The sequence below is a fragment of the Parvularcula sp. IMCC14364 genome (assembly GCF_030758415.1).
Taxonomy (GTDB): Bacteria; Pseudomonadota; Alphaproteobacteria; order Caulobacterales; family Parvularculaceae; genus Aquisalinus.
In genome coordinates this window covers 1,509,322-1,528,903 of record NZ_CP132334.1, presented here as the reverse complement: position 1 = coordinate 1,528,903, position 19,582 = coordinate 1,509,322, and the positions used below count along the sequence as shown (strand labels likewise).

Sequence of the window (19,582 nt, the reverse complement as noted above, 5' to 3'; positions counted from 1 at the left end):
CGCTCTGCTTATCTCAGCGCCGTTGCTGAAAGGGTTTCTGGCGGCATTTTATCCTCCAGTAGGTCGGCGACGGTTACCAGTTCAAACCCGCGCATTTCAAGCGACACCAGCCATGGGCGTATTGTCTCTATTGTGGTGTCATAGGGATGGGCAATCGCAATGGCATATCCCCTGTTCTGTGCGATAGCCTCCAGTTCACCCAACCGTTCCCGGACAATACGGGCGCTGAGATTGGTATAGTCCGAGTCAAGAAAGACATCGCGTGACAGGATGGTGAGACCGAGTTCTGCCGCCACAGTCGCTGCAACGGTCCGCCCGCTGGTGACGGAATCAACAAAATAATACCCACGCAAATCAATCTCGGACAGGACAATACGCATCTTTTGCCTGTCCTGTGTAAACAGGCTGCCCATGTGGTTATTAACCCCGGCATATCCCGAAAAGCTGTCCAGGTTTCTGGCGATCTTCTGTCTGATCACTCTGGGAGAATCTTCGACCAGCAAGGCACCCGGTCCAGCATTTGTCACGTTTGAGGCAGGCTGCATTGGCAGGTGCAGGAAGACATCGTGCCCTTTGCGCTTTGCATCCCCTGCAAGTGCCTCAGCATCCTGCGCGTAAGGTAGTATCGAAAAAGTCAGTGGTCCGGGTAACATGCTCAACTGCGTATATGCAGATGCATCAAGGCCAATATCGTCAAAAATGATGACGATTTTTGGTCTCCCTCCGAAATCGCGCATTGCTGGTAATGGACGAAGGCTGTCGGATGCTACAGGTCCTATAGCCTCATTTATCGGGGACGTCTTGCCAGTGCTCGAAATTGGTGTCGGTAGGATATATGCCTGCTCACCCGGCGTTGCCTGTATCTGTCCGCCAAAACCGGAAGAATGCGCCAGTACGGCTCCTGCGATGGTGCCAAGGCATACGGCTACGCCGTAAACTGTTCGTTTGTAAAGTTTCCCGCCTTCACGCACGCGTTTTCTGTAGTATCGAAAAATATCGCGCATCTTGCGTGCCGCCGGATCATCGTTATGAAACTCTCTTGGAGTTTTTCATGATTCTTGTCATCGATAATTACGACAGTTTTACCTACAATCTCGTGCATCTGATTGGCGAGATAGAGCCCGATATTGTTGTATACCGGAACGACTCGATTAGCCCTGATGATGTTTTTTCATCTGGGGCGCAGGCCATTGTCTTGTCACCAGGCCCCTGCACACCTGACAAGGCAGGCATCTGCCTGGAAGTTGCCAGAACGGCTATAGATAAATCCTTCCCCTTACTGGGGGTTTGCCTTGGACATCAGTCGATCGCGCAGGCATGTGGCGGTGAGATTGTGAGAGCACCAAATCTCATGCACGGCAAAACAAGCAGGATGCGCCACACGGAAACCGGGATATTTGAGGAAATCCGCTCTCCTTTTGAGGCAACCCGCTATCACTCTCTCGCTGTAAACAGGCAGAGCCTGCCGGAAGATATTGAAGTCACCGCTGAGTCGGAAGATGACAATGAAATTATGGCGCTCAAAGTGAAGGGAAAACCTGTTTTTGGGTTACAGTTTCACCCGGAGAGCATCGCAACGCAGCATGGCGTTACTCTGGTGCGTAATTTCCTGAATGCGGCAGTATAATGATGAATGAAACCATGACTTTCAGCGATATTGTTCGCAAAAGCGCGAGCGGCGACACACTGCAACAAGACCAGATGGCGCAAGCCATGCAGGAAATGCTCAGCGGCAATGTGAAGCCGGTCCAGATAGCGACTTTTCTCACTGCCCTTAAAATGCGTGGAGAAACGCCAGCTGAACTTGCTGCTGCGGCCTATGCAATGCGGCAGGAAGCAAACCGTTTCAACGGGCCTGAGGGCTGCCTTGACACCTGTGGGACCGGCGGCGACGGGGCACATACGTATAATATCTCAACTGCGGTGGCTTTTGTGCTGGCCGGGTGCGGAGTACCCGTTGCCAAACATGGCAACAAGGCTGTGAGTTCCTCGTCAGGATCATCTGATGTCCTGGCTGAGCTTGGTGTTAACCTGATGGCCCCTATGGACGTTGTAAAGAACTGCCTTGATGAAATTGGCATTACCTTTCTTTTTGCCCAAAGGCATCACCCCGCTGTGCGACACGTCGCGCCTGTACGTCAGGATATGGGTGTACGTACATTGTTTAATCTGCTCGGGCCGCTCACCAACCCGGCAGGCGCAAAACACCAGCTGCTCGGCGTATTCAACAGGAGTCTGACAGCGCCTGTAGCTGAAGTATTGCAACAACTGGGCGGGATTTCAGCCTGGGTTGTGCACGGCTCTGATGGACTGGACGAGCTGACGACAACAGGGCCAAGTTTTGTCTCAGCGCTTGCTGACGGCAATATCAGACATTTTGACGTAACCCCGAACGATGCCGGACTTGATATCAATACAGCCGATGAAATCCGTGGTGGCGATATCAGCCATAACGCAACCGCGTTACATGCCATGCTGGAAGGTGAAAAATCAGCTTACAGAAATATTGTTCTTTTCAATGCTGCCGCCGGCCTCATCGTTGCGGGTCGTGCTGTCAACCTCAAAGACGGTGCCTCACGTGCCGCTGAGGCCATTGATACCGGCAAGGCCGCCAGAAAGCTGCAACTGCTTGTGGAGCGGACAAACGCATGACCATTCTTGATGACATCGTTGCGTATAAGAAACTGGAAGTTGCTGCGAGCAAAAGGGACAAGCCACTATCTGTCCTAGAGCAGGAGATTGCCAGCGCAGAGCCTGTGCGTCCCTTTCTTGAGCGGCTGCGCAACGCTTCACACGACGGCTACGGGCTGATCGCAGAAATAAAAAAAGCCAGCCCGTCCAAGGCTCTTATCAGAGCTGATTTTGATCCCCCTGACCTTGCCCGCGCCTATCAGGCTGGTGGCGCAACCTGCCTTTCTGTTCTCACAGACACGCCGAGCTTTCAGGGCAAGCCTGAATTTCTGCAACAGGCGCGCGACGCCGTATCACTGCCCGTCCTGCGGAAGGATTTCATGATTGATCCGTATCAGATGGCGCAAGCCCGATCCTGGGGGGCTGACTGTATTCTGTTAATCGTTGCCTGCCTCTCAGACCAGCAGCTTGCTGAACTCGAAGAGGCAGCGCTCCATTATGATATGGATGTCCTGATAGAAACACATGACAAACAGGAGCTTGAGCGTGCTCTGCAATGCCGGTCAGAACTGATTGGCGTGAATAACCGTAACCTCAGGACGTTTGAAACCAGTTTGCAGACCAGCGAACGGTTAGCCACCCTGTGCCCGTCCGACAGACTCCTTGTCAGTGAAAGTGGCCTTTCATCACGCGATGATCTGGACAGGATGGCCCGCACCGGTATCCGGACCTTCCTGATTGGCGAAAGCCTCATGCGACAGCACGATGTCAAAGAGGCAACGTGCAAGCTGCTTGCCTGAAGATTCGCATGGCCCCTCCTTCCTGACGCCGGTGCATGTTGACCGACACAGTGAACATCACTAGAACATACATGATTTGTTCTCATGGAGGTTGTGCAGATTCGTTATCTGACCACCCGGAAAAGGATTGAAGATGCTGACTGCGAAACAACGCGAATTACTGGTTTTTATCGACAAGCGGATCCGCGAAACAGGTATTTCTCCCTCTTTTGATGAAATGAAAGAGGCGCTGGACCTTAAATCCAAGTCCGGCATTCACAGGCTCATTACAGCGCTCGAGGAGCGTGGATTTATCCGTCGCCTGCCACATCGCGCCCGTGCTCTAGAGGTACTGAGATTGCCTGATGACCTGGCTTCTGAAGAATCAATCAAGCAGCGTAAAAAAGGCTTTTCGCCTTCAGTTATTGAGGGCACAGGCGGCAACAGGCAAAAACGCGACAATGTTACGGAGCTGCCTGTCAGCAATAATGATAATGTCGTAGAGGTTTCTGTCCTGGGGCGTATCGCAGCGGGTACGCCGATCAGCGCTATTCAGCATGAACAGGACCGTTTTTCTGTCCCCAAAGCCATGCTTGGGTCGGGAGAGCATTACGCGCTTGAAGTTCAGGGTGATTCAATGATCGACGCTGGTATTCACGATGGTGACATTGTGCTTATCAAGCAGTCTGATGATGCTGGCTCTGGCGACATTGTGGTTGCACTGGTTGATGAAGAAGAAGCGACACTGAAACGCTTGCGGAAGAAAGGTGCTTCAATAGCCCTGGAAGCCGCCAACCCAGCTTATGAGACGCGCATATTTGGTCCCAATCGCGTGAAGGTACAGGGCAGGCTGGTTGGCCTCCTTCGGCAATATTAAACTACTGACGTTTCACAGGTTATGGGTTTTGCGCCCATGGCCTGTCACCCCTGAAGTGACGGTTTGATGAAATTACCGGGCCAGACTTGCCAAAGGTAATGCTCACGGCCCCGGAATTTGCCAGATAGTTTTTGTCTATGATGGCTGTGGAGCATTCACCAGGTTCATAACTGAAAATCGCATTTGGTATTACGATCAGGTCTTTACCCTGACAGTCCAGAATGGCTGCATTGTATTGTGTACTGATCCATACCGTGTGCCTGTCCCTCAAGGTTATTGAACAGGTTTTGCCATCGCACCCTCCGTGCGCAGGATTGTTGCGCAAGATCTGAAACATGGTTTGCACACCTGTCAGATCTTCACCCTGCCCGTTGGCACGCCGCCAATTCTGCACTGTGAATTTGTCTTAGCCCCCTATAACTGTGCCACTTAAATCGTATTATTCTATGAGAATGTGGAGGTATTGAGATGGCAAGGAAGAGATTTTCAGACGAGGACATATTGAACCTGTTGCGCCAGATTGAGCTGAGCCTGGCATCAGGAAGCGACGTGCAGACGGCGTGTCGATCAGCAGGTATCAGCGATGCGACATATTACAACTGGCGCAAACGCTATGGCGGCATGGGTAAGTCACAGCTTCAGGAACTGAAAGGGCTGGAGAAAGAGAACGGCCGGCTGAAGAAGATTGTCGCAGAGCTTGAGTTAGACAAACTCATCCTCAAAGAAAGTCTCGATTATTTAAAGCCCAAGGTCTGACGATTGCCAATCTACGTCAGGCCGTCATTCATGTGCGCAAGAAGTTTGGATCGTCTGAACGGCATACATGCAGAACGATTGGCCTTGCCAGATCGACCTATCACTATCGAGCAGTTCCCAAAGATGATGACAGCCTGCGGCTGGCATTAATCAGGTTGGCCAAGCAGTATGGTCGGTACGGCTACCGCAAGATCACTGAGCTGCTGCAGGTTGAAGGCTGGAAAGTCAATCACAAGAAGGTCGAGCGCCTGTGGAGAGAAGAAGGACTGCAACTCCCCAAACGTCACAAGAGACGCAAACGCCTCTATCATAAAGACAGCTCGATTATCAGGCTGCGTCCGAAGTATCCAAACCATGTCTGGGCGATTGACTTCGTACATGACAAGCTCAGCAATGGTACCCAGTACAAGATGCTGACTGTGCTGGATGAATACACCAGAGAGGCTCTCTGCGTGACCGTGAAGCCTCGGATGGGCAATGTAGAGGTGCTGGAGGCGCTGTACCCATTGTTCTTGGCGAGAGGTAAGCCTGACTATATTCGGTCAGATAATGGCCCAGAGTTTAAAGCGGAAGCGTTCCAGAAATGGCTGAGCAAGGTTGGCATCAAGCCGATACGCATTTATCCCGGCAGTCCCTGGGAGAACGGTTATAATGAACGTTTCAATGGGACACTACGCAGAGAAGTTCTGAATGCTGAATGGTTCCATACAATAGATCAAGCAAGAACAGTCATCACCAGGTGGCTCAGACAGTACAATCATATCCGGCCTCATCAGGCACTCAATATGCGTCCACCTGTTGACGTGCTTCCCAAAAACTGGACCATTTATGGCTGGAATTTTCTAATTTAGGGTCCCTTTACGGGACGAGGAGAATTCCATGAAACGAACGAAGTTCACCGACGCACAGATAGCATTTATTTTGAAGCAGGCAGATGAAGGAACGCCAGTAAAGGAGGTTTGCCGAAAGGCAGGCATCTCGGATGCCACCTTCTATAACTGGCGGAAAAAGTATGCTGGGCTGATGCCATCCGAGATGAAGCGGTTAAAACAGCTGGAAGAAGAGAACAACAATCTGAAGAAGCTTGTGGCTGACCTGTCTCTCGACAAAGCCATGCTGCAGGACGTTATCAAGCGAAAGCTCTAAGGCCTGCTCGCCGCCGGGATCTTGTGAATGATCTGATTGCTGTCTGGAAAGTCAGTGAACGGCGTGCCTGCCGTGTCCTGCAGGCGCCGCGATCGACACAACAGTACAAAACCCGGCGAGACGGTCAGGCCGATCTGAAGAAACGTATCAAAGAGATTGCTGAAACCCGGGTCAGATATGGCTATCGGCGCATCCATGTTCTTCTGAAAAGAGAAGGATGGGCGATAAACGCGAAACGCGTTTATCGACTCTATCATGAAATGGGGCTGCAGCTGAGGAACAAGACGCCCAAACGCCGGGTAAAGGCAAAGCTGCGCGATGACAGAAAGGAGGCGACAGCCGTCAATGAAACATGGGCCATGGACTTCGTTCATGATCAACTGGTGACAGGACGTAAGCTGAGAGTATTGACTGTAGTGGATACATTCTCCCGGTTCTCTCCAGTGATTGATGCAAGGTTCAGCTACAAAGGAGAAGATGTCGTCAGAACACTGGAGCAGGCTTGCCGGGTGTTCGGCTATCCAAAGTCTATTAGGGCGGACAACGGTCCTGAGTTTATCTCTCGAGATCTTGATCTGTGGGCATACACAAAAAACGTCACACTGGACTTCTCACGGCCGGGCAAGCCGACGGATAATGCCTTCATTGAAAGTTTCAACGGCAAGTTCCGGGCGGAATGTCTGAACACGCACTGGTTTATGAACCTTGACGATGCGCGGGAAAAACTGGAGAACTGGCGTAGAGACTATAATGAGTTTCGACCCCACAGTGCGATTGGCAATATCTCGCCTGTCGAACTGGTAAATCGAATGGCGGACCAATCACCGCCATGATCATCAAACCGGAAAATCCTCCGGCCAGGTGGTCCAACATCGGGGAGCACTTCAACTGTGCCTGAGACTCTAACAAGAAATGGCCCATAACAATGGGGCTTTACAAATTTCTCCCTGGAAATGCTTAGCGGGACCAGGTCTTCCGCGCCGCCATGGTGTAACCTTATCGCCATATTGCCGCCATCCCGGCTGATAAGCATATCGCTCCGCCACGGCCAGATCATCAAGAAGCAGCCAGCTGCAATAATACCCCCTCCAGCCATTCTGAGCGGCGACTGAAACAGGCATAATATCAGCCCCCCAATGATCATCATGCTGAAAGAGTAAGTGCTGATTTGTGCAACATTTGTCACAGCCCCCGGTATAGCCGAAACAAATGCAGCAACGCCAAGGACTGTCTGAACACCGAAAGCCATAATTCTCCACAGGATCCAGTCCAGTCCCGTTGGAATCAGCAAAATTGCGAAGATTGCTACCGGCATGATAAGCACTGCCATTACCGGCATTGCCAGCAGGTTCCCGGCAAGGCCGTATGCAGCATAGCGATTGAAATGAAATATCCCGAATGGTGCCGTCGCGATACCAGCCAGAATACTGGTTGCAGTCAAACCTGAAAAGTATAATGCTGACTTACCGAACCATCCACGATCGTTGATGCCACCTATTGCACTATTGCTGAGAGAGAACTGTTTACGGTGATACCATTCATAGGCAGAAATCAGCACGGTCACGGCAGCAAAAGACATCTGAAAGCCTGCCTGCCAGAGTGCTTCAGGCCTCAGTATAAGGATAAAAAGTGCTGCCAGAGCGACATTGCGCAGAGAAATGCCGCGCCTGTCCAAGATTATAGCTACGAAAACAACTGCCGCCATAATGAATGCGCGCTGTGTGGACCATGCGCCGCCTGAAATAAAGAGATATAAAAAGGCCCCGGCCAAGGCGACCAGAGCTGCTATTTTCTTGATCGGATATTTCAGCGCCAGATGCTCGTTACAGGCCAGCAGGAAACGTGTCCCTGCGAACAAGGACCCTGCAACGAGGCCAAGATGTAACCCAGAAATTGCCAGCAAATGAGCGAGACCTGCGTCGCGCAATATTTGCTCAGTGTCTTCATCAATACTGTCACGCTTACCCGTCACCAGCGCCACACATACGGCGCGCGCCTCTGGTGTTGCTGAGCTCAGGGCGTTGGATATTCGTGCTGCCAGATAAGTGCGGATACGCTCTATGGACAAAGCAAGAGCAGGCTTTGCCTCATGAGAGGATACAGTTACAGGGGGGGATGTCGCATAGCCGACGCCGCCTATTTTTTCAAAATAAAGCTGTCGTGCATAGTCATATCCGCCCGGCCTGACAGGTTCAGGCGGCGACGACAACATGGCGCGCACACGAATGATATCACCAGCAGTCAGGTCTGGCCTTTGGCCGCGCCAACTGAGGCGCACCCTTGTCGGCATATCCGTGAAAGCCAAACCACTTATTTTGGTTACAGCGACAGTATATCTCGCAGAATCCAACCGGTCTTCCACGAGCAGAAGGCGGCCTTCGACAAGATAAGGCGCCAGCCCGTCAGGCAGAAACTGTGTCGCGAGACTCGCCGTGCGAATTGTCGCTGTACTGAATCCTAGCGCCACAAGGATCAAGACAATCAAGACAGGCCTGATCCAGTGCAAATATTTCGATCGCAGGAAAAGCAGTACCAAGATAGCGGTCAAAACAACTGGCCCAGCTAACAAGGGTGGCTCCTGTTTCAGGCTGAAATATATGGCAATACCGATACCAACCAGCACCGGCGCCCACAGGATCAGAGACCCCCGCTCTGCCTGAATCCAGTTGCGACATCGGGCAACCAGCCTTTCGTCAGCAAAAAGGCGTTCCGCTACAAATGACTTCGGCGTGGCACCACTCCCTCGTTCATGCTATGCGCGCGTCTTCATATAAATCTATCCTACAGGATCACTTGTCCGCAATGAACAGTATTGTCACGCGCTTTGCCCCCTCCCCAACCGGGTACCTGCATATCGGCGGGGCCCGAACAGCGCTCTTCAACTGGCTGTATGCCAGAGGAGAGAAAGCAGCCGGTCAAGGTCAGTTTCTGCTCAGGATCGAAGACACAGACCGGGCTCGCCACAATGAAGCTGCCGTGGCAGCGATTCTCGACGGGCTTAGTTGGCTCGGGATTGATTGGGATGGCGAGCCGATTTCGCAATTCGCCAGAGCCGAACGTCATGCCGAAGTGGCCCGGCAGCTTCTTTCAGCAGGTCATGCCTATCGATGCTGGCTTACCGGTGAAGAACTGGATGCAGCCCGGCAGCATGCCAGAGAAAACAACACCCGTTTCGAGAGCCCGTGGCGGGATCATGAGGGCCAGACGCCTGATGGGCCATATGCTATTCGCCTCAAGGCACCCTCAAGCGGCGATCTCAGACTACCCGACCAGGTACAGGGAGAGGTGAGGTTTTCTGTCGCCGTGCTTGATGACATGGTGCTATTACGCTCAGACGGTACGCCCACATATATGCTGGCTGTGGTCGTAGACGATCACGATATGGCTGTGACGCATATCATTCGCGGCGACGATCATCTGATCAACGGCGCACGCCAGATGCAGCTTTATGACGCCTTGGGCTGGACAACACCCGTTTTCGCCCACATTCCCCTGATCCACGGCTCTGACGGTGCCAAACTGTCAAAACGCCATGGTGCGCTCGGCGTGGAAGCCTACCGTGACCTTGGGTATCTGCCAGAAGGACTGTCGAATTATTTGCTGCGTCTTGGATGGGCGCATGGTGATGATGAAATCATCCCTGTCGACAATGCGAAAAAGTGGTTTGATTTCAGTGGTATCAACAAGTCCCCGGCCCGGCTTGATCTGGACAAGCTGGACTATATTAACGCGCATTATCTGCGCGATCTTGAACCAGACAGGTTCATTGAACTGGCAACGCCATTCCTGCAACAGGCTGGTCTCAGCATTACGCAAGAACAGAATGAACAATTATTACGGGCCGTCCCATTTCTGAAAGAGCGTGCCAGCAACCTGGCAGACACCGCAACGGCCGCCATGTTTATTATGGCAGCAGAACCATTTGACCTCACAGGCAAGGCCGCCAAACCCCTCAAGAAGGAAGGTGCCCTTGATACGCTGAAAGAGGTGCGTGACCTCCTGACGCAGATGAGCGCATGGGACGAAACGCAGCTTGAAGAAGCATTGCAACAACATGCAGAAGCAAAAGATGTCGGATTCGGGCAGATTGGCCCACCGGTCAGGGCAGCTTTGACAGGGGGGAATCCCTCACCATCTCTTGGTCAGGTTTTGTATGTCCTTGGCAGAGACGTGGCCCTCGCCAGACTGGATTATCAGATAAGCTGAATACCGCCTGAGATCGATACGCGTCAGTTTGTGATAATTTTTACAGCTTAGAGACTGGATAATTTCAGCAAGACTTCTAGTATCGCGCGAAATCACTATGCGCTGCAGCGCACAATGGAGAGATATGATGGAAAGCAAGATCAAGCCTGCCGGTAATGTATCGATGAATGTGAGTGGCAAGGACGTTGAGTTTGGTGTCTATAGCGGCACGCATGGCCCGAATGTCGTTGATATATCCAAGTTCTATAAAGATACCGGTCTGTTCACGCTTGATCCCGGCTTCACTTCAACTGCAAGTTGTGAATCGCAAATCACATTCATTGATGGTGATGAAGGTATCCTCCTTTATCGCGGCTATCCGATTGATCAGCTTGCTGAAAACTCCGACTTTATAGAAGTTGCTTATTTGTTGCTGGATGGCGAGTTGCCAAGTGAAAATCAATATCAGCAATTCAAGCACGACATCACTTACCACACCATGGTGCACGAGCAGTTCAAGAATTTCCTGAGCGGTTTCCGCCGGGATGCGCATCCGATGGCGATCATGTGTGGTGCTGTCGGTGCGCTGTCTGCTTTTTACCACGACTCAACTGACATTAACGATCCTGAGCAGCGCCGGATCGCAACACACAGAATGATCGCCAAAATGCCGACGATCGCGGCGATGGCCTACAAATACAGTGTTGGTCAGGCGTTCGTGTCTCCTCGGAATGACCTTGGATACACAGAGAATTTTATGCAGATGTGTTTTCAGGTCTCTGCGGAAGATTATGAAGTCAATCGAGTGCTGGCAGACGCACTCGACAAGATTTTCATTCTGCATATGGACCACGAGCAGAACGCGTCGACGTCTACGGTTCGCCTGGCTGGTTCGTCCAACGCCAATCCGTTCGCCTGCATTGCAGCTGGTATCGCCTGTCTTTGGGGTCCTTCCCATGGTGGTGCGAATGAAGCCGCTCTGAATATGCTGGCAGAAATTGGCTCTGTTGATCGTATCCCGGAATATGTCGCCAAAGCCAAGGACAAGTCTGACCCGTTCCGGTTGATGGGTTTTGGCCACCGTGTTTACAAGAATTATGACCCCCGCGCGAAAGTCATGCAGCAGGCCTGCCATGAAGTGCTGGATGCCCTGCAGATCAAGAATGAACCACTCCTTGATATCGCACTGGAGCTGGAGAAAATTGCCCTTGAAGATGAGTATTTTGTCGAGAAAAAACTCTATCCGAATATTGATTTCTACTCTGGCATTACGCTGCGGGCACTAGGCTTCCCGACCGACATGTTTACTGTGCTGTTTGCGCTCGCCCGTACTGTTGGCTGGATTGCACAATGGTCAGAGATGATAGAAGATCCGAACCAGAGAATTGGACGCCCACGGCAGATATATACTGGTGCACCTCAGCGCGACTTTATCAATCGCAATCAGCGTTAAGTTACTGCCGCTCGTTTAGTAATGACAGGATCACTTCAGCGGCCTTTTCAGCCGCTGGTTCCTTGTCGACATCAAGATCAGAAAGAAGTTGTCCGAAGGCTTTTTTCTGTATGGTCTGTTCGGTGTCATCCGTTAGCAATATCTCAAGCACTGGGGCAATTAATTCAGCGGTACAGTCTTCCTGTAAAAATTCCGGAATTACTTCGCGCCCTGCTGCATTGTTCAGGATCGTCACATAATCAGTGGTCACAACAGATTTAGCCCAGAAAGCCGTTAGCGGGTCCGTCTTGTAAGCGACAATCATTGGTGTTCCGGCGATGGCAAGTTCTGTCGTCACCGTACCAGATGCTGCCAGCGCTGCCGTTGCAGCATTAAAGGCGTCAAAACGCTCCTCTGGCTGAATAAAAGTGATCAGATCCTGATGGTCAGCAAAAGAGTCTTTCACCAGACTGGCAACATTAGGCGCTGGCGGGATAACAATAGAAAGAGCTGAGTTCCTGTCGGCAAGTGCAGTAAATATATCGCCATACACCGGTGCCAAATGCGACACTTCAGACTTCCTGCTGCCGGGTAAAGCGACAAGAATAGACTTGCCTTCGAGGTTATATTTTTCTCTGAAACCGGCACCGTCCATACTCTGAGCATAAACAGTCTGGAAATTTGGATTGCCCACAAATTCAGCGTGAATGCCAGCATCCCTGAACCATGCCGGTTCAAAAGGCAGCAATGTCAGCACCGAGTCAAAATGCTGTTTAACGCGCTCAACCCTGCCCGGTCTTGAGGCCCATATCTGCGGCGCAGCATATTTGACCGTCAATGTATCAGGTGAATACATTTTGGTGTATCTTGCAGCTCTCCAGCTAAACGCCCAGCCGTCAATATAGATACCAATATCGGCCTGAAGGCTGGCTGCAAGCTGCCCTATCTCTCGGGCTCTCTTTACACCTTCAGGAATTGCCTTGAGGAAACCTGTCAGCCCAATGATGGAAAACTCATCGACCGGGAAAGAGCTTGAGAAACCTTCCTGTTCCATCAACATGCCACCACATCCGAAAAATACCGTGTCGTCAGGCAGTGATTTTTTGAGCACTTTATATAGGCTTGCTCCAAGCGCATCGCCAGAAGGCTCAATTGCGGCCAGCAGGACTTTAAGTGGTTTGGTCACTTATAATTGCCTCAGCTTTGAAGGTCGCTTTCGTTAAACCCGTACACGAAAAGCCCTTCCCTGTCAGCAAGTGTAATCAGGGATTGCCGGTCCATAATCAAGGCGGCATCCGCCTCGATGGCTATGCCAGCCAAACCAGCAGCGGCAGCCCCTCTGATCGTCTCTACACCAATCGTTGGCAGGTCAACACGCAGCTCCTGCCCGGGCTTTGGTCTTTTAAGCAGAACGCCCCGTCGCTCCTGTGTCTCGTCAGGCTCATACCCTTTCATGTCTTCGGGTAGATTGGCACACCGACGTAGCATCTGGTCCGTTCCCTCGGCAGCTTCAATAGCCAGCACAAAGCCATTTCTGACAATGGCTCCCTGCCCGATGTCAAATGGCCCGAGAGCGCGTATAACGTCCGCCGCTTTTCGCATATCAGATTTGTCTTTAACTGTCGGCTGAACACTGCCCAGATGCCCTGATGGGGCGAGCAAATCCTCTGCTACTTCTTCAGCACCAATGACCAGAAAGCCTTCTGCTTCAAAGGTGTCAACGAGTACATTCAAAATGGCGCCATCGCCCTTGCGCGCAGCGGATAAGGCTTTGGGGAGCAATGCGGCACCGCGCCAATCAGGTTTCAACACCGAAAAATTTGGCCTTGGTACAAGGCCTGCCATAACAATCGCATCGCAGGATTCCTGCTTGAGTAATCGTATGGTCTTTCCCAATTCGGCAATACCACATTCTTCACCATCGAAACCAGCGAGCGAATCGTCGGCATACCCCTTGAGTCGGATAACGAAGTATGGTTTTCCGGCGGCCTTGCAGGTCTGGGCCAGCTTTAAGGGTAGCTGACCACCCCCGGCAATAATTCCCAATCTGGTCCAGCGTTGCATATGTCAGGCTTTCGGTGTGCACAGAGGGCGAGAACTTTCAGCTTTTATAAAGCTGATTATTCTGGATACTTCTTCGCTGTCACTGAACATTTCTGACACGTCTTCAATGCGCTCCTGTAATGTGCCCTCTTGCGCAAAAAGAAGTCTGTAAGCAGATCGTATCTTGTGAATCACCGCGCGCGGCGTATTGCGACGCTTCATACCAACGATATTCAATCCTTCGAGGCGCGCATGATTTCCGATCACAGACCCATATGGTATAACGTCTGTCGTCACGAGTGCGGCCGCGCCAACAAAAGCATATATGCCTACACGGCAATATTGGTGCACGGCTGACATGCCGCCCATGAAGACAAAATCCTGCACCGAAACATGCCCGCCCAGGGTAGCGTTATTTGCCATGATAACGTTATTGCCCACGATGCAGTCATGGGCGACATGAGTAGAGGCCATGAAAAGACAACCATTACCCACCACAGTCTGGCCACGCCCACTAACGGTGCCGGGGTTCATGGTAACATATTCACGGATATTATTGTCCTGTCCTATGATGAGTTTTGTATCCTCACCCTTGTAGCCAAGATGCTGTGGTGCGCTGCCAAGTGAGGCAAAGGGGGCGATATTAGTCCGCTCACCTATTATCGTATTTCCGTCAATAACAACATGGCTCTTGAGAATGACATCATCCTCCAGAACGGCCTTACTGCCGATATGACAGAAGGGCCCCACCCTTACACCTGTTCCCAGACTGGCCCCGTCCTCAATTATTGCCGTCGGATGGATGACTGTGTCTGCCATGGTCAAATGCCTCCGGGATCTGCCAGCATAGCGGCATAATTTGCTTCGGCGACCACTTTGCCATCAACGATAGCTTTACTCTCATATTTCCAGACGGGTGGTCTTTTCTGTGAGGTTTTGACATGTATTTCCAACTGGTCACCAGGTACAACCGGGCGCCGGAATTTGACTTTATCCAGTCCCATAAAAAGGACCACTTTACCTTTTGTGTCCAGTTTCTCAGCATACGCCGTATAAGCTGCAGCAGTCTGCGCCATTGATTCAATGATCAAGACGCCCGGCATCACGGGTTTACCGGGGAAATGCCCCTGAAAATAAGGTTCGTTTATTGAAACGTTCTTGATACCTGTTGCCCCATTATCTGGTGTAATGTTGATGATTTTGTCGACCATCAGCATCGGGTAGCGATGCGGCAGCAGTTCCATCAAGGCAAGAATGTCGAGAGGGTCCAGATAATCCTTTTGCTCAATATCGCTCATCAATCTTTTCTCTTGTTTATTTTTTACCGGTGCCGGCAAGTTTGCTTACAGCGGCAACTTCCTTGAACCATTGCCGCGCTGGCTTTGCAGGGTATCCCCCCCATTTCTCACCAGCGGGTATGTCTTTCATCAAACCGGCACGACCAACAATGACAACACCATCACCAATAGACAAGTGGTCGGCCAATCCTACCTGTCCACCAATCATCACGTCGTCGCCAAGGCTTGTACTGCCGGATATGCCAGTTTGAGAGGCGATAGCACATCGTGCCCCTATCCGGCAGTTGTGGCCGATCTGTACAAGATTGTCGATCTTGGTTTGCGCACCAATGATAGTGTCATTCAACGCCCCACGATCAACTGTTGTATTTGCACCAATTTCAACTTCATCACCAATGATAACGCGGCCAAGCTGCGGTATTCGACGTTGCTTGCCATCAATCTGCACAAAGCCAAAACCAGCTTCACCTATTCTCGCACCGCTGGAAATGCGTGTATGCGATCCAAGCCGGGCGTGCGTGATAGAAACATTAGCCCCGATGATCGAACCCGGCCCGATACTCACGCCCGGACCAATCACGCTGTTTGCGCAAATCGTGACATCTGCGGCAATGTTTGCCCCTGCCCCGATGATCACACTTGGGTCAATGTTAGCGCTATCATCGATAATCGCATCCTTGCGATCACCATAACCAACTTCCTCAGCGATGCTTTTATGTAGCGCAATAGCAATTGTTGCAAAATCAGCGCGTGGGTTAGGCGTCTCCAGGATTGTTACACCCGGCAAGTCTGTACTCAGGTTAGCTTTAGCTGCAACTTTCGGAGAAATCAGACAAACGGACGGCAGGCTTTTCGGTTTTTCCGACAGGTATTTTGCATCAGTGATGAAAATGACCGCCCCTTCAAGATCATTGTCTGAAAAGTCTGCTACATGGCTCACGTAAGCTTGTGCCCCTGTCGCGACCGCCTTTTTGCCCAATAGTTGCTGCAGTTCAGCAATAGACAGTGGGCTGGCTGATTGGAAAAACCGTGAATCTATCATGATCCTGCTTACCTAGATTGCTTGTCCTTGAAACGGCAAGCTCACGTGACAAAAAAACTCAAGAAAAAGGCCCGTCATAGGACGGGCCTTACTATTCCATTTTGGAAAATATTATTGCTGCTGTGAGGCGGCGGCACGTTGTTGCGCTGCCAACCGCTGCTGGATCAGATCAATGCGCTCGACCTTCACAGTGGTGATTTCTTCATCCAGTTTGCCCAGTACATATTCTGTTATGTCTGTATCCGTTGAGGCATACATGACAGCGGAACGGTCAAGCAAAAGTGTGGCACCTCTGGAGTCAACGATCTCTTTGAGGATAGGACGCATGATTTCACTGATTTCTCCAAGTGCCTTTTGTTCAGCGGCTTGTAGTTCACGCACCTTGATTTCGCGCAACATGGGAATGTTGTTTTGTGCAATAGCCAGTCTTTGTGCCTCGGCAAGATACACAGACTCATCCATGCTGCCTTCTTTTGACTTCAATTCTTCGGCTTCGGCGATAATCATACCGATAGTCTCCTCAAGCTCCTTGTTTGCAGTAGTCTGCAAGGCCTGCATTTGCTCGGTAACAGATTTTCCTGCCTTTGAAGTTGCCAGAAGTCTGGACTGATCAACAATCAGGATGACAGGAGCTGCTTCTTCCTGTGCTACAACAGTACTCATACCGAGACTGCTTGCAAAGCTCCCCGCAACAGCCAAGGCCATAACGCTACATAATTTTGTAAAACTTCTTACACTCATAATACCACCTGTCCCAAAAAGGTTATCTTCCCCTATCTGATTAAAAAACCATGCCAGTTCTAGAATTGACCACCAGCACTGAAACGGAACGCTTCTGTCTGATCATAATCTTCCTGTATCAGCACTTCAGCAAGATCAATACGCACCGGTCCGAATGGTGAACGCCAGTCGATACTAATGCCGGCGGAAACGCGAATAGACATGTCATCCTGGATCGGCTCATCAAAAATTCCGTCACCGTTGAAGTCAACAAAATTCGTCACATCATCGTTAAGGATTTTACTTTCCTCATCAATGATGCCGACCGTGCCAAAATCAGTGAAAAGGGACGTATTGATATCGTATTGATCAGGAATAGGCAGCGGAATACGTGCCTCCAATGAACCAACTGCATAGGTTTTCGCGCCAAGTGCCCTGCCTCGTCCTCCACCAGGAGTACCATCTTGAAATACTCTGCGGGGTCCGACCCCAGCAACCTCGAACCCACGGAAGGAGGCGCCGCCTTTAAAGAATCGATCGGATATGCGGATATTGTCATCACCCCAACCGTCAACGTAACCGACGTCAAATTTCAGTGCGCCCACGAAGTCAAAAGGAAGAGGGCGATAATAAGCACCTTGAACGGTAGTTTTCAGATTCTGTACGTCCCCGCCCAAACCAGAAAAAGCCTGACTAATACCTATGCGCCAACCACGCGAGGGTAGAAAAGGATTGTTTAATTTATTGTAATTCAGACTGTAACCAACAGCTGACGTTAGAAACTCGCCTCGAGATTCACATGTTGAGTCTAACTGATTTACAACAAAATCACAAAAATCAGCTCGAACGACCTGTTGTCCGTTAGCGTCAACAGTGATGTCGTCCGGAGTAGCGCCTGCGATCAGAACAGTTTGTAGTTCTGAAGGGTTATTCAGATCTAAAGTGCCTGCAACTGACTGTATTCCTGGCTGACTAATTTCCAGATTATCATTTCTAAGTGTGTAGCTCAGCCCCAGCCTACCAGAATCTGAAACCGGAAAACTCATATTAACCCCGGCACCCAGACTATCTCTAACAAAACCTGATTCCTCAAAATCTACGCTACTACTAAACAGGTCGAAACCTGCCGCCAGATTTCTACCAAGGAAATAGGGTTCTCTGAATCGCACTGTCGCAGATTGCGTACGTGCGCTAGCTCTCAAATCAAGCTGCAAGAATTGGCCGCGCCCTAGTAGATTGCGCTCAGAGACAGAAAGGTTTGCGATAAAACTATCTTGTGATGATATACCTGCCCCAACTGAGAAGGAGCCAGTGGATTGTTCGGCAACTTGTACATCGAGAACTGTCCGGTCAGGAGCAGATCCAGGTAGTTCACTAATGGCAACATCGCTGAAAAAGCCCAATCCATTAACACGGCGCTGTGAACGGTCAACAAGTACGCGGTTAAAGGCATCGCCCTCTACAAGGTTGATTTCGCGCCGGATAACAGGATCGAGTGTACGTGTATTACCCCCGATATTGATACGTTCGACATAAACCCTAGGCCCCTCATTAACCTCGAAAGTAATATCGACGGTTTTCGCTTCCTCATTTCGTGTCAAACGAGGATTTACGTCTACAAAGGCGTAACCGGAAATACCGGTGGCATAAGTGATAGACTCTACGGCGTTTTCAATAAGTTCGCTATTAAAGGTTGTGCCACTGCGTATGGGTAGACTGCGTTCCAGCAATGACTCGTTCACTTTGGAGAGCGTCGTTTTGACATTTATCTTGCCAAAATCGTATTTCGGTCCTTCCTCGACCTGAAAGCTGATAAAAAAGTCTCCCCGATCAGAGGTTAATTCAGCTGTCGCAGCGACCACTTGAAAATCAGCATAGCCCAATCTGGTATAATGCTGCCGCAACAATTCCCGATCATATTCAAGACGATCCGGATCATAATTGTCATTACTCTCAAAAAACTTGTACCAGCGGCTCTCTGACGTAAGGACAACATCCCGTAAGTCCTTGTCTGAGAAGACCTCATTCCCAGAGAAGTTCACTTTGGCAACACCTGTAGTTGGCCCTTCATCAATTTCAAAAATGATATCAACACGGTTCTGGGGGAGTTGCACTGTCTTAGGCGTAACAGTAGCCGCAAAGCGACCAGAGCGACGATAAACTTCGATTACGCGCTGAACATCCGATTGCACTTTTGCAACTGTGTATACTGCGCGAGGTGCCAATTGAATTTCTTCGTTGAACTTGTCTTCTTTAGTTTGCTTGTTGCCCTCAAAGATCACCCTGTTGACGATCGGGTTTTCTTCAACCTCAACGAGAACAACATTATCGTTGAGGGAAAGGTTAACGTCCTTGAAAAGACCTGTTGCGAAAAGGGTTTTCAGCGCAACGTCGAGAGACTGCTGGTCGACGCGACTACCCGGCTGAATGATGAGATACGAGCGGACAGTATCAGCCTCAATACGCTGGTTACCACGCACCAGCACCTGCTGAACCAGAACGCCGCCTTCCTGGGCAATGGCACTGCCCCCACTCACTAAAGTGCCGGTTGCAAAAGTCGCCATGCCTGAGACAGCAAACAGAAAAGCTGCTGTAAGACTTGATACTTTACGATTTCCCATGGAAGACCCCTGCCCAGTTATACTCATGTCATACCCTTAAGTTTGGCCTTTC

General features: G+C 50.7%; 17 protein-coding genes and 1 pseudogene. 8 read left to right on the top strand and 10 right to left on the bottom strand.

The genetic code is table 11. From position 1 onward, the window contains the following. Window positions 1-8: 8 nt before the first annotated feature. Entirely contained in the window at window positions 9-1,004 is a 996-nt protein-coding gene (locus RAL90_RS07355) for a divergent polysaccharide deacetylase family protein (protein ID WP_306253865.1), read from the bottom strand. 47 nt (window positions 1,005-1,051) lie between these two features. Here RAL90_RS07355 and RAL90_RS07350 point away from each other — a divergent pair, with 47 nt between their 5' ends. The 4 genes from RAL90_RS07350 to lexA all read left to right on the top strand — a co-directional run bounded on the left by RAL90_RS07350 (window position 1,052) and on the right by lexA (window position 4,287). Continuing rightward, a complete protein-coding gene (locus RAL90_RS07350) occupies window positions 1,052-1,627 on the top strand; it encodes an aminodeoxychorismate/anthranilate synthase component II (protein ID WP_306253864.1) in 576 nt (191 codons plus the stop codon). Further along, window positions 1,627-2,652 carry an anthranilate phosphoribosyltransferase gene (gene trpD, locus RAL90_RS07345; protein ID WP_306253863.1) on the top strand — a complete coding sequence of 342 codons (1,026 nt, stop codon included), beginning with the start codon at window positions 1,627-1,629 and terminating at the stop codon, window positions 2,650-2,652. The genes RAL90_RS07350 and trpD overlap by 1 nt, the downstream gene beginning before the upstream one ends. Next, complete coding sequence (gene trpC / locus RAL90_RS07340; protein ID WP_306253862.1) at window positions 2,649-3,431, top strand: indole-3-glycerol phosphate synthase TrpC; 783 nt, start codon at window positions 2,649-2,651, stop codon at window positions 3,429-3,431. Before trpD ends, trpC begins: the two co-directional genes overlap by 4 nt. A gap of 133 nt (window positions 3,432-3,564) precedes the next feature. Continuing rightward, window positions 3,565-4,287, top strand: coding sequence for a transcriptional repressor LexA (gene lexA / locus RAL90_RS07335; protein WP_306253861.1), 723 nt, complete (start codon window positions 3,565-3,567; stop codon window positions 4,285-4,287). A 19-nt stretch (window positions 4,288-4,306) separates the two neighbouring features. On the opposite strand, the gene RAL90_RS07330 is transcribed toward lexA, so the two are convergent. Then, window positions 4,307-4,624, bottom strand: a complete 318-nt coding sequence (locus RAL90_RS07330; protein ID WP_306253860.1) for a hypothetical protein — start codon at window positions 4,622-4,624, stop codon at window positions 4,307-4,309. Window positions 4,625-4,755: 131 nt separating this feature from the next. Here RAL90_RS07330 and RAL90_RS07325 point away from each other — a divergent pair. Continuing rightward, window positions 4,756-5,894 (top strand): annotated as a pseudogene (locus RAL90_RS07325) (IS3 family transposase). A gap of 28 nt (window positions 5,895-5,922) precedes the next feature. Then, a protein-coding gene (locus RAL90_RS07320) for an IS3 family transposase (RefSeq protein WP_306249654.1) occupies window positions 5,923-7,022 on the top strand; the annotation gives its coding sequence in 2 pieces (ribosomal slippage) (window positions 5,923-6,184 and window positions 6,184-7,022; 1,101 coding nt in all). On the opposite strand, the gene RAL90_RS07315 is transcribed toward RAL90_RS07320, so the two are convergent. Next, complete coding sequence (locus RAL90_RS07315) at window positions 6,935-8,812, bottom strand: ComEC/Rec2 family competence protein (protein ID WP_306253859.1); 1,878 nt, start codon at window positions 8,810-8,812, stop codon at window positions 6,935-6,937. The two genes, RAL90_RS07320 and RAL90_RS07315, sit on opposite strands and share 88 nt — an antisense overlap. Window positions 8,813-8,991: 179 nt before the next feature. Here RAL90_RS07315 and gltX point away from each other — a divergent pair, with 179 nt between their 5' ends. After that, window positions 8,992-10,395, top strand: coding sequence for a glutamate--tRNA ligase (gene gltX / locus RAL90_RS07310; protein ID WP_306253858.1), 1,404 nt, complete (start codon window positions 8,992-8,994; stop codon window positions 10,393-10,395). 127 nt (window positions 10,396-10,522) lie between these two features. After that, window positions 10,523-11,827, top strand: coding sequence for a citrate synthase (gltA, locus tag RAL90_RS07305; protein ID WP_372340449.1), 1,305 nt, complete (start codon window positions 10,523-10,525; stop codon window positions 11,825-11,827). Window position 11,828: 1 nt separating this feature from the next. Here the strand turns inward: gltA and RAL90_RS07300 are convergent, their stop codons facing one another. The 7 genes from RAL90_RS07300 to bamA all read right to left on the bottom strand — a co-directional run bounded on the left by RAL90_RS07300 (window position 11,829) and on the right by bamA (window position 19,530). Beyond that, on the bottom strand, window positions 11,829-12,992 hold the full coding sequence (locus tag RAL90_RS07300) for a lipid-A-disaccharide synthase (RefSeq protein ID WP_306253856.1): 1,164 nt from the start codon (window positions 12,990-12,992) through the stop codon (window positions 11,829-11,831). Window positions 12,993-13,003: 11 nt separating this feature from the next. Then, window positions 13,004-13,870, bottom strand: coding sequence for an LpxI family protein (locus tag RAL90_RS07295; protein WP_306253855.1), 867 nt, complete (start codon window positions 13,868-13,870; stop codon window positions 13,004-13,006). 3 nt (window positions 13,871-13,873) lie between these two features. After that, entirely contained in the window at window positions 13,874-14,668 is a 795-nt protein-coding gene (gene lpxA / locus RAL90_RS07290; RefSeq protein WP_306253854.1) for an acyl-ACP--UDP-N-acetylglucosamine O-acyltransferase, read from the bottom strand. Between the two features lie 2 nt (window positions 14,669-14,670). Beyond that, window positions 14,671-15,147 carry a 3-hydroxyacyl-ACP dehydratase FabZ gene (fabZ, locus tag RAL90_RS07285; protein ID WP_372340448.1) on the bottom strand — a complete coding sequence of 159 codons (477 nt, stop codon included), beginning with the start codon at window positions 15,145-15,147 and terminating at the stop codon, window positions 14,671-14,673. A 16-nt stretch (window positions 15,148-15,163) separates the two neighbouring features. Continuing rightward, window positions 15,164-16,189, bottom strand: a complete 1,026-nt coding sequence (gene lpxD, locus RAL90_RS07280; RefSeq protein ID WP_306253852.1) for a UDP-3-O-(3-hydroxymyristoyl)glucosamine N-acyltransferase — start codon at window positions 16,187-16,189, stop codon at window positions 15,164-15,166. Between the two features lie 111 nt (window positions 16,190-16,300). Then, window positions 16,301-16,852, bottom strand: coding sequence for an OmpH family outer membrane protein (locus RAL90_RS07275; RefSeq protein WP_306253851.1), 552 nt, complete (start codon window positions 16,850-16,852; stop codon window positions 16,301-16,303). Window positions 16,853-16,989: 137 nt separating this feature from the next. Further along, a complete protein-coding gene (gene bamA, locus RAL90_RS07270) occupies window positions 16,990-19,530 on the bottom strand; it encodes an outer membrane protein assembly factor BamA (protein ID WP_306253850.1) in 2,541 nt (846 codons plus the stop codon). Between the last annotated feature and the right edge of the window lie 52 nt (window positions 19,531-19,582).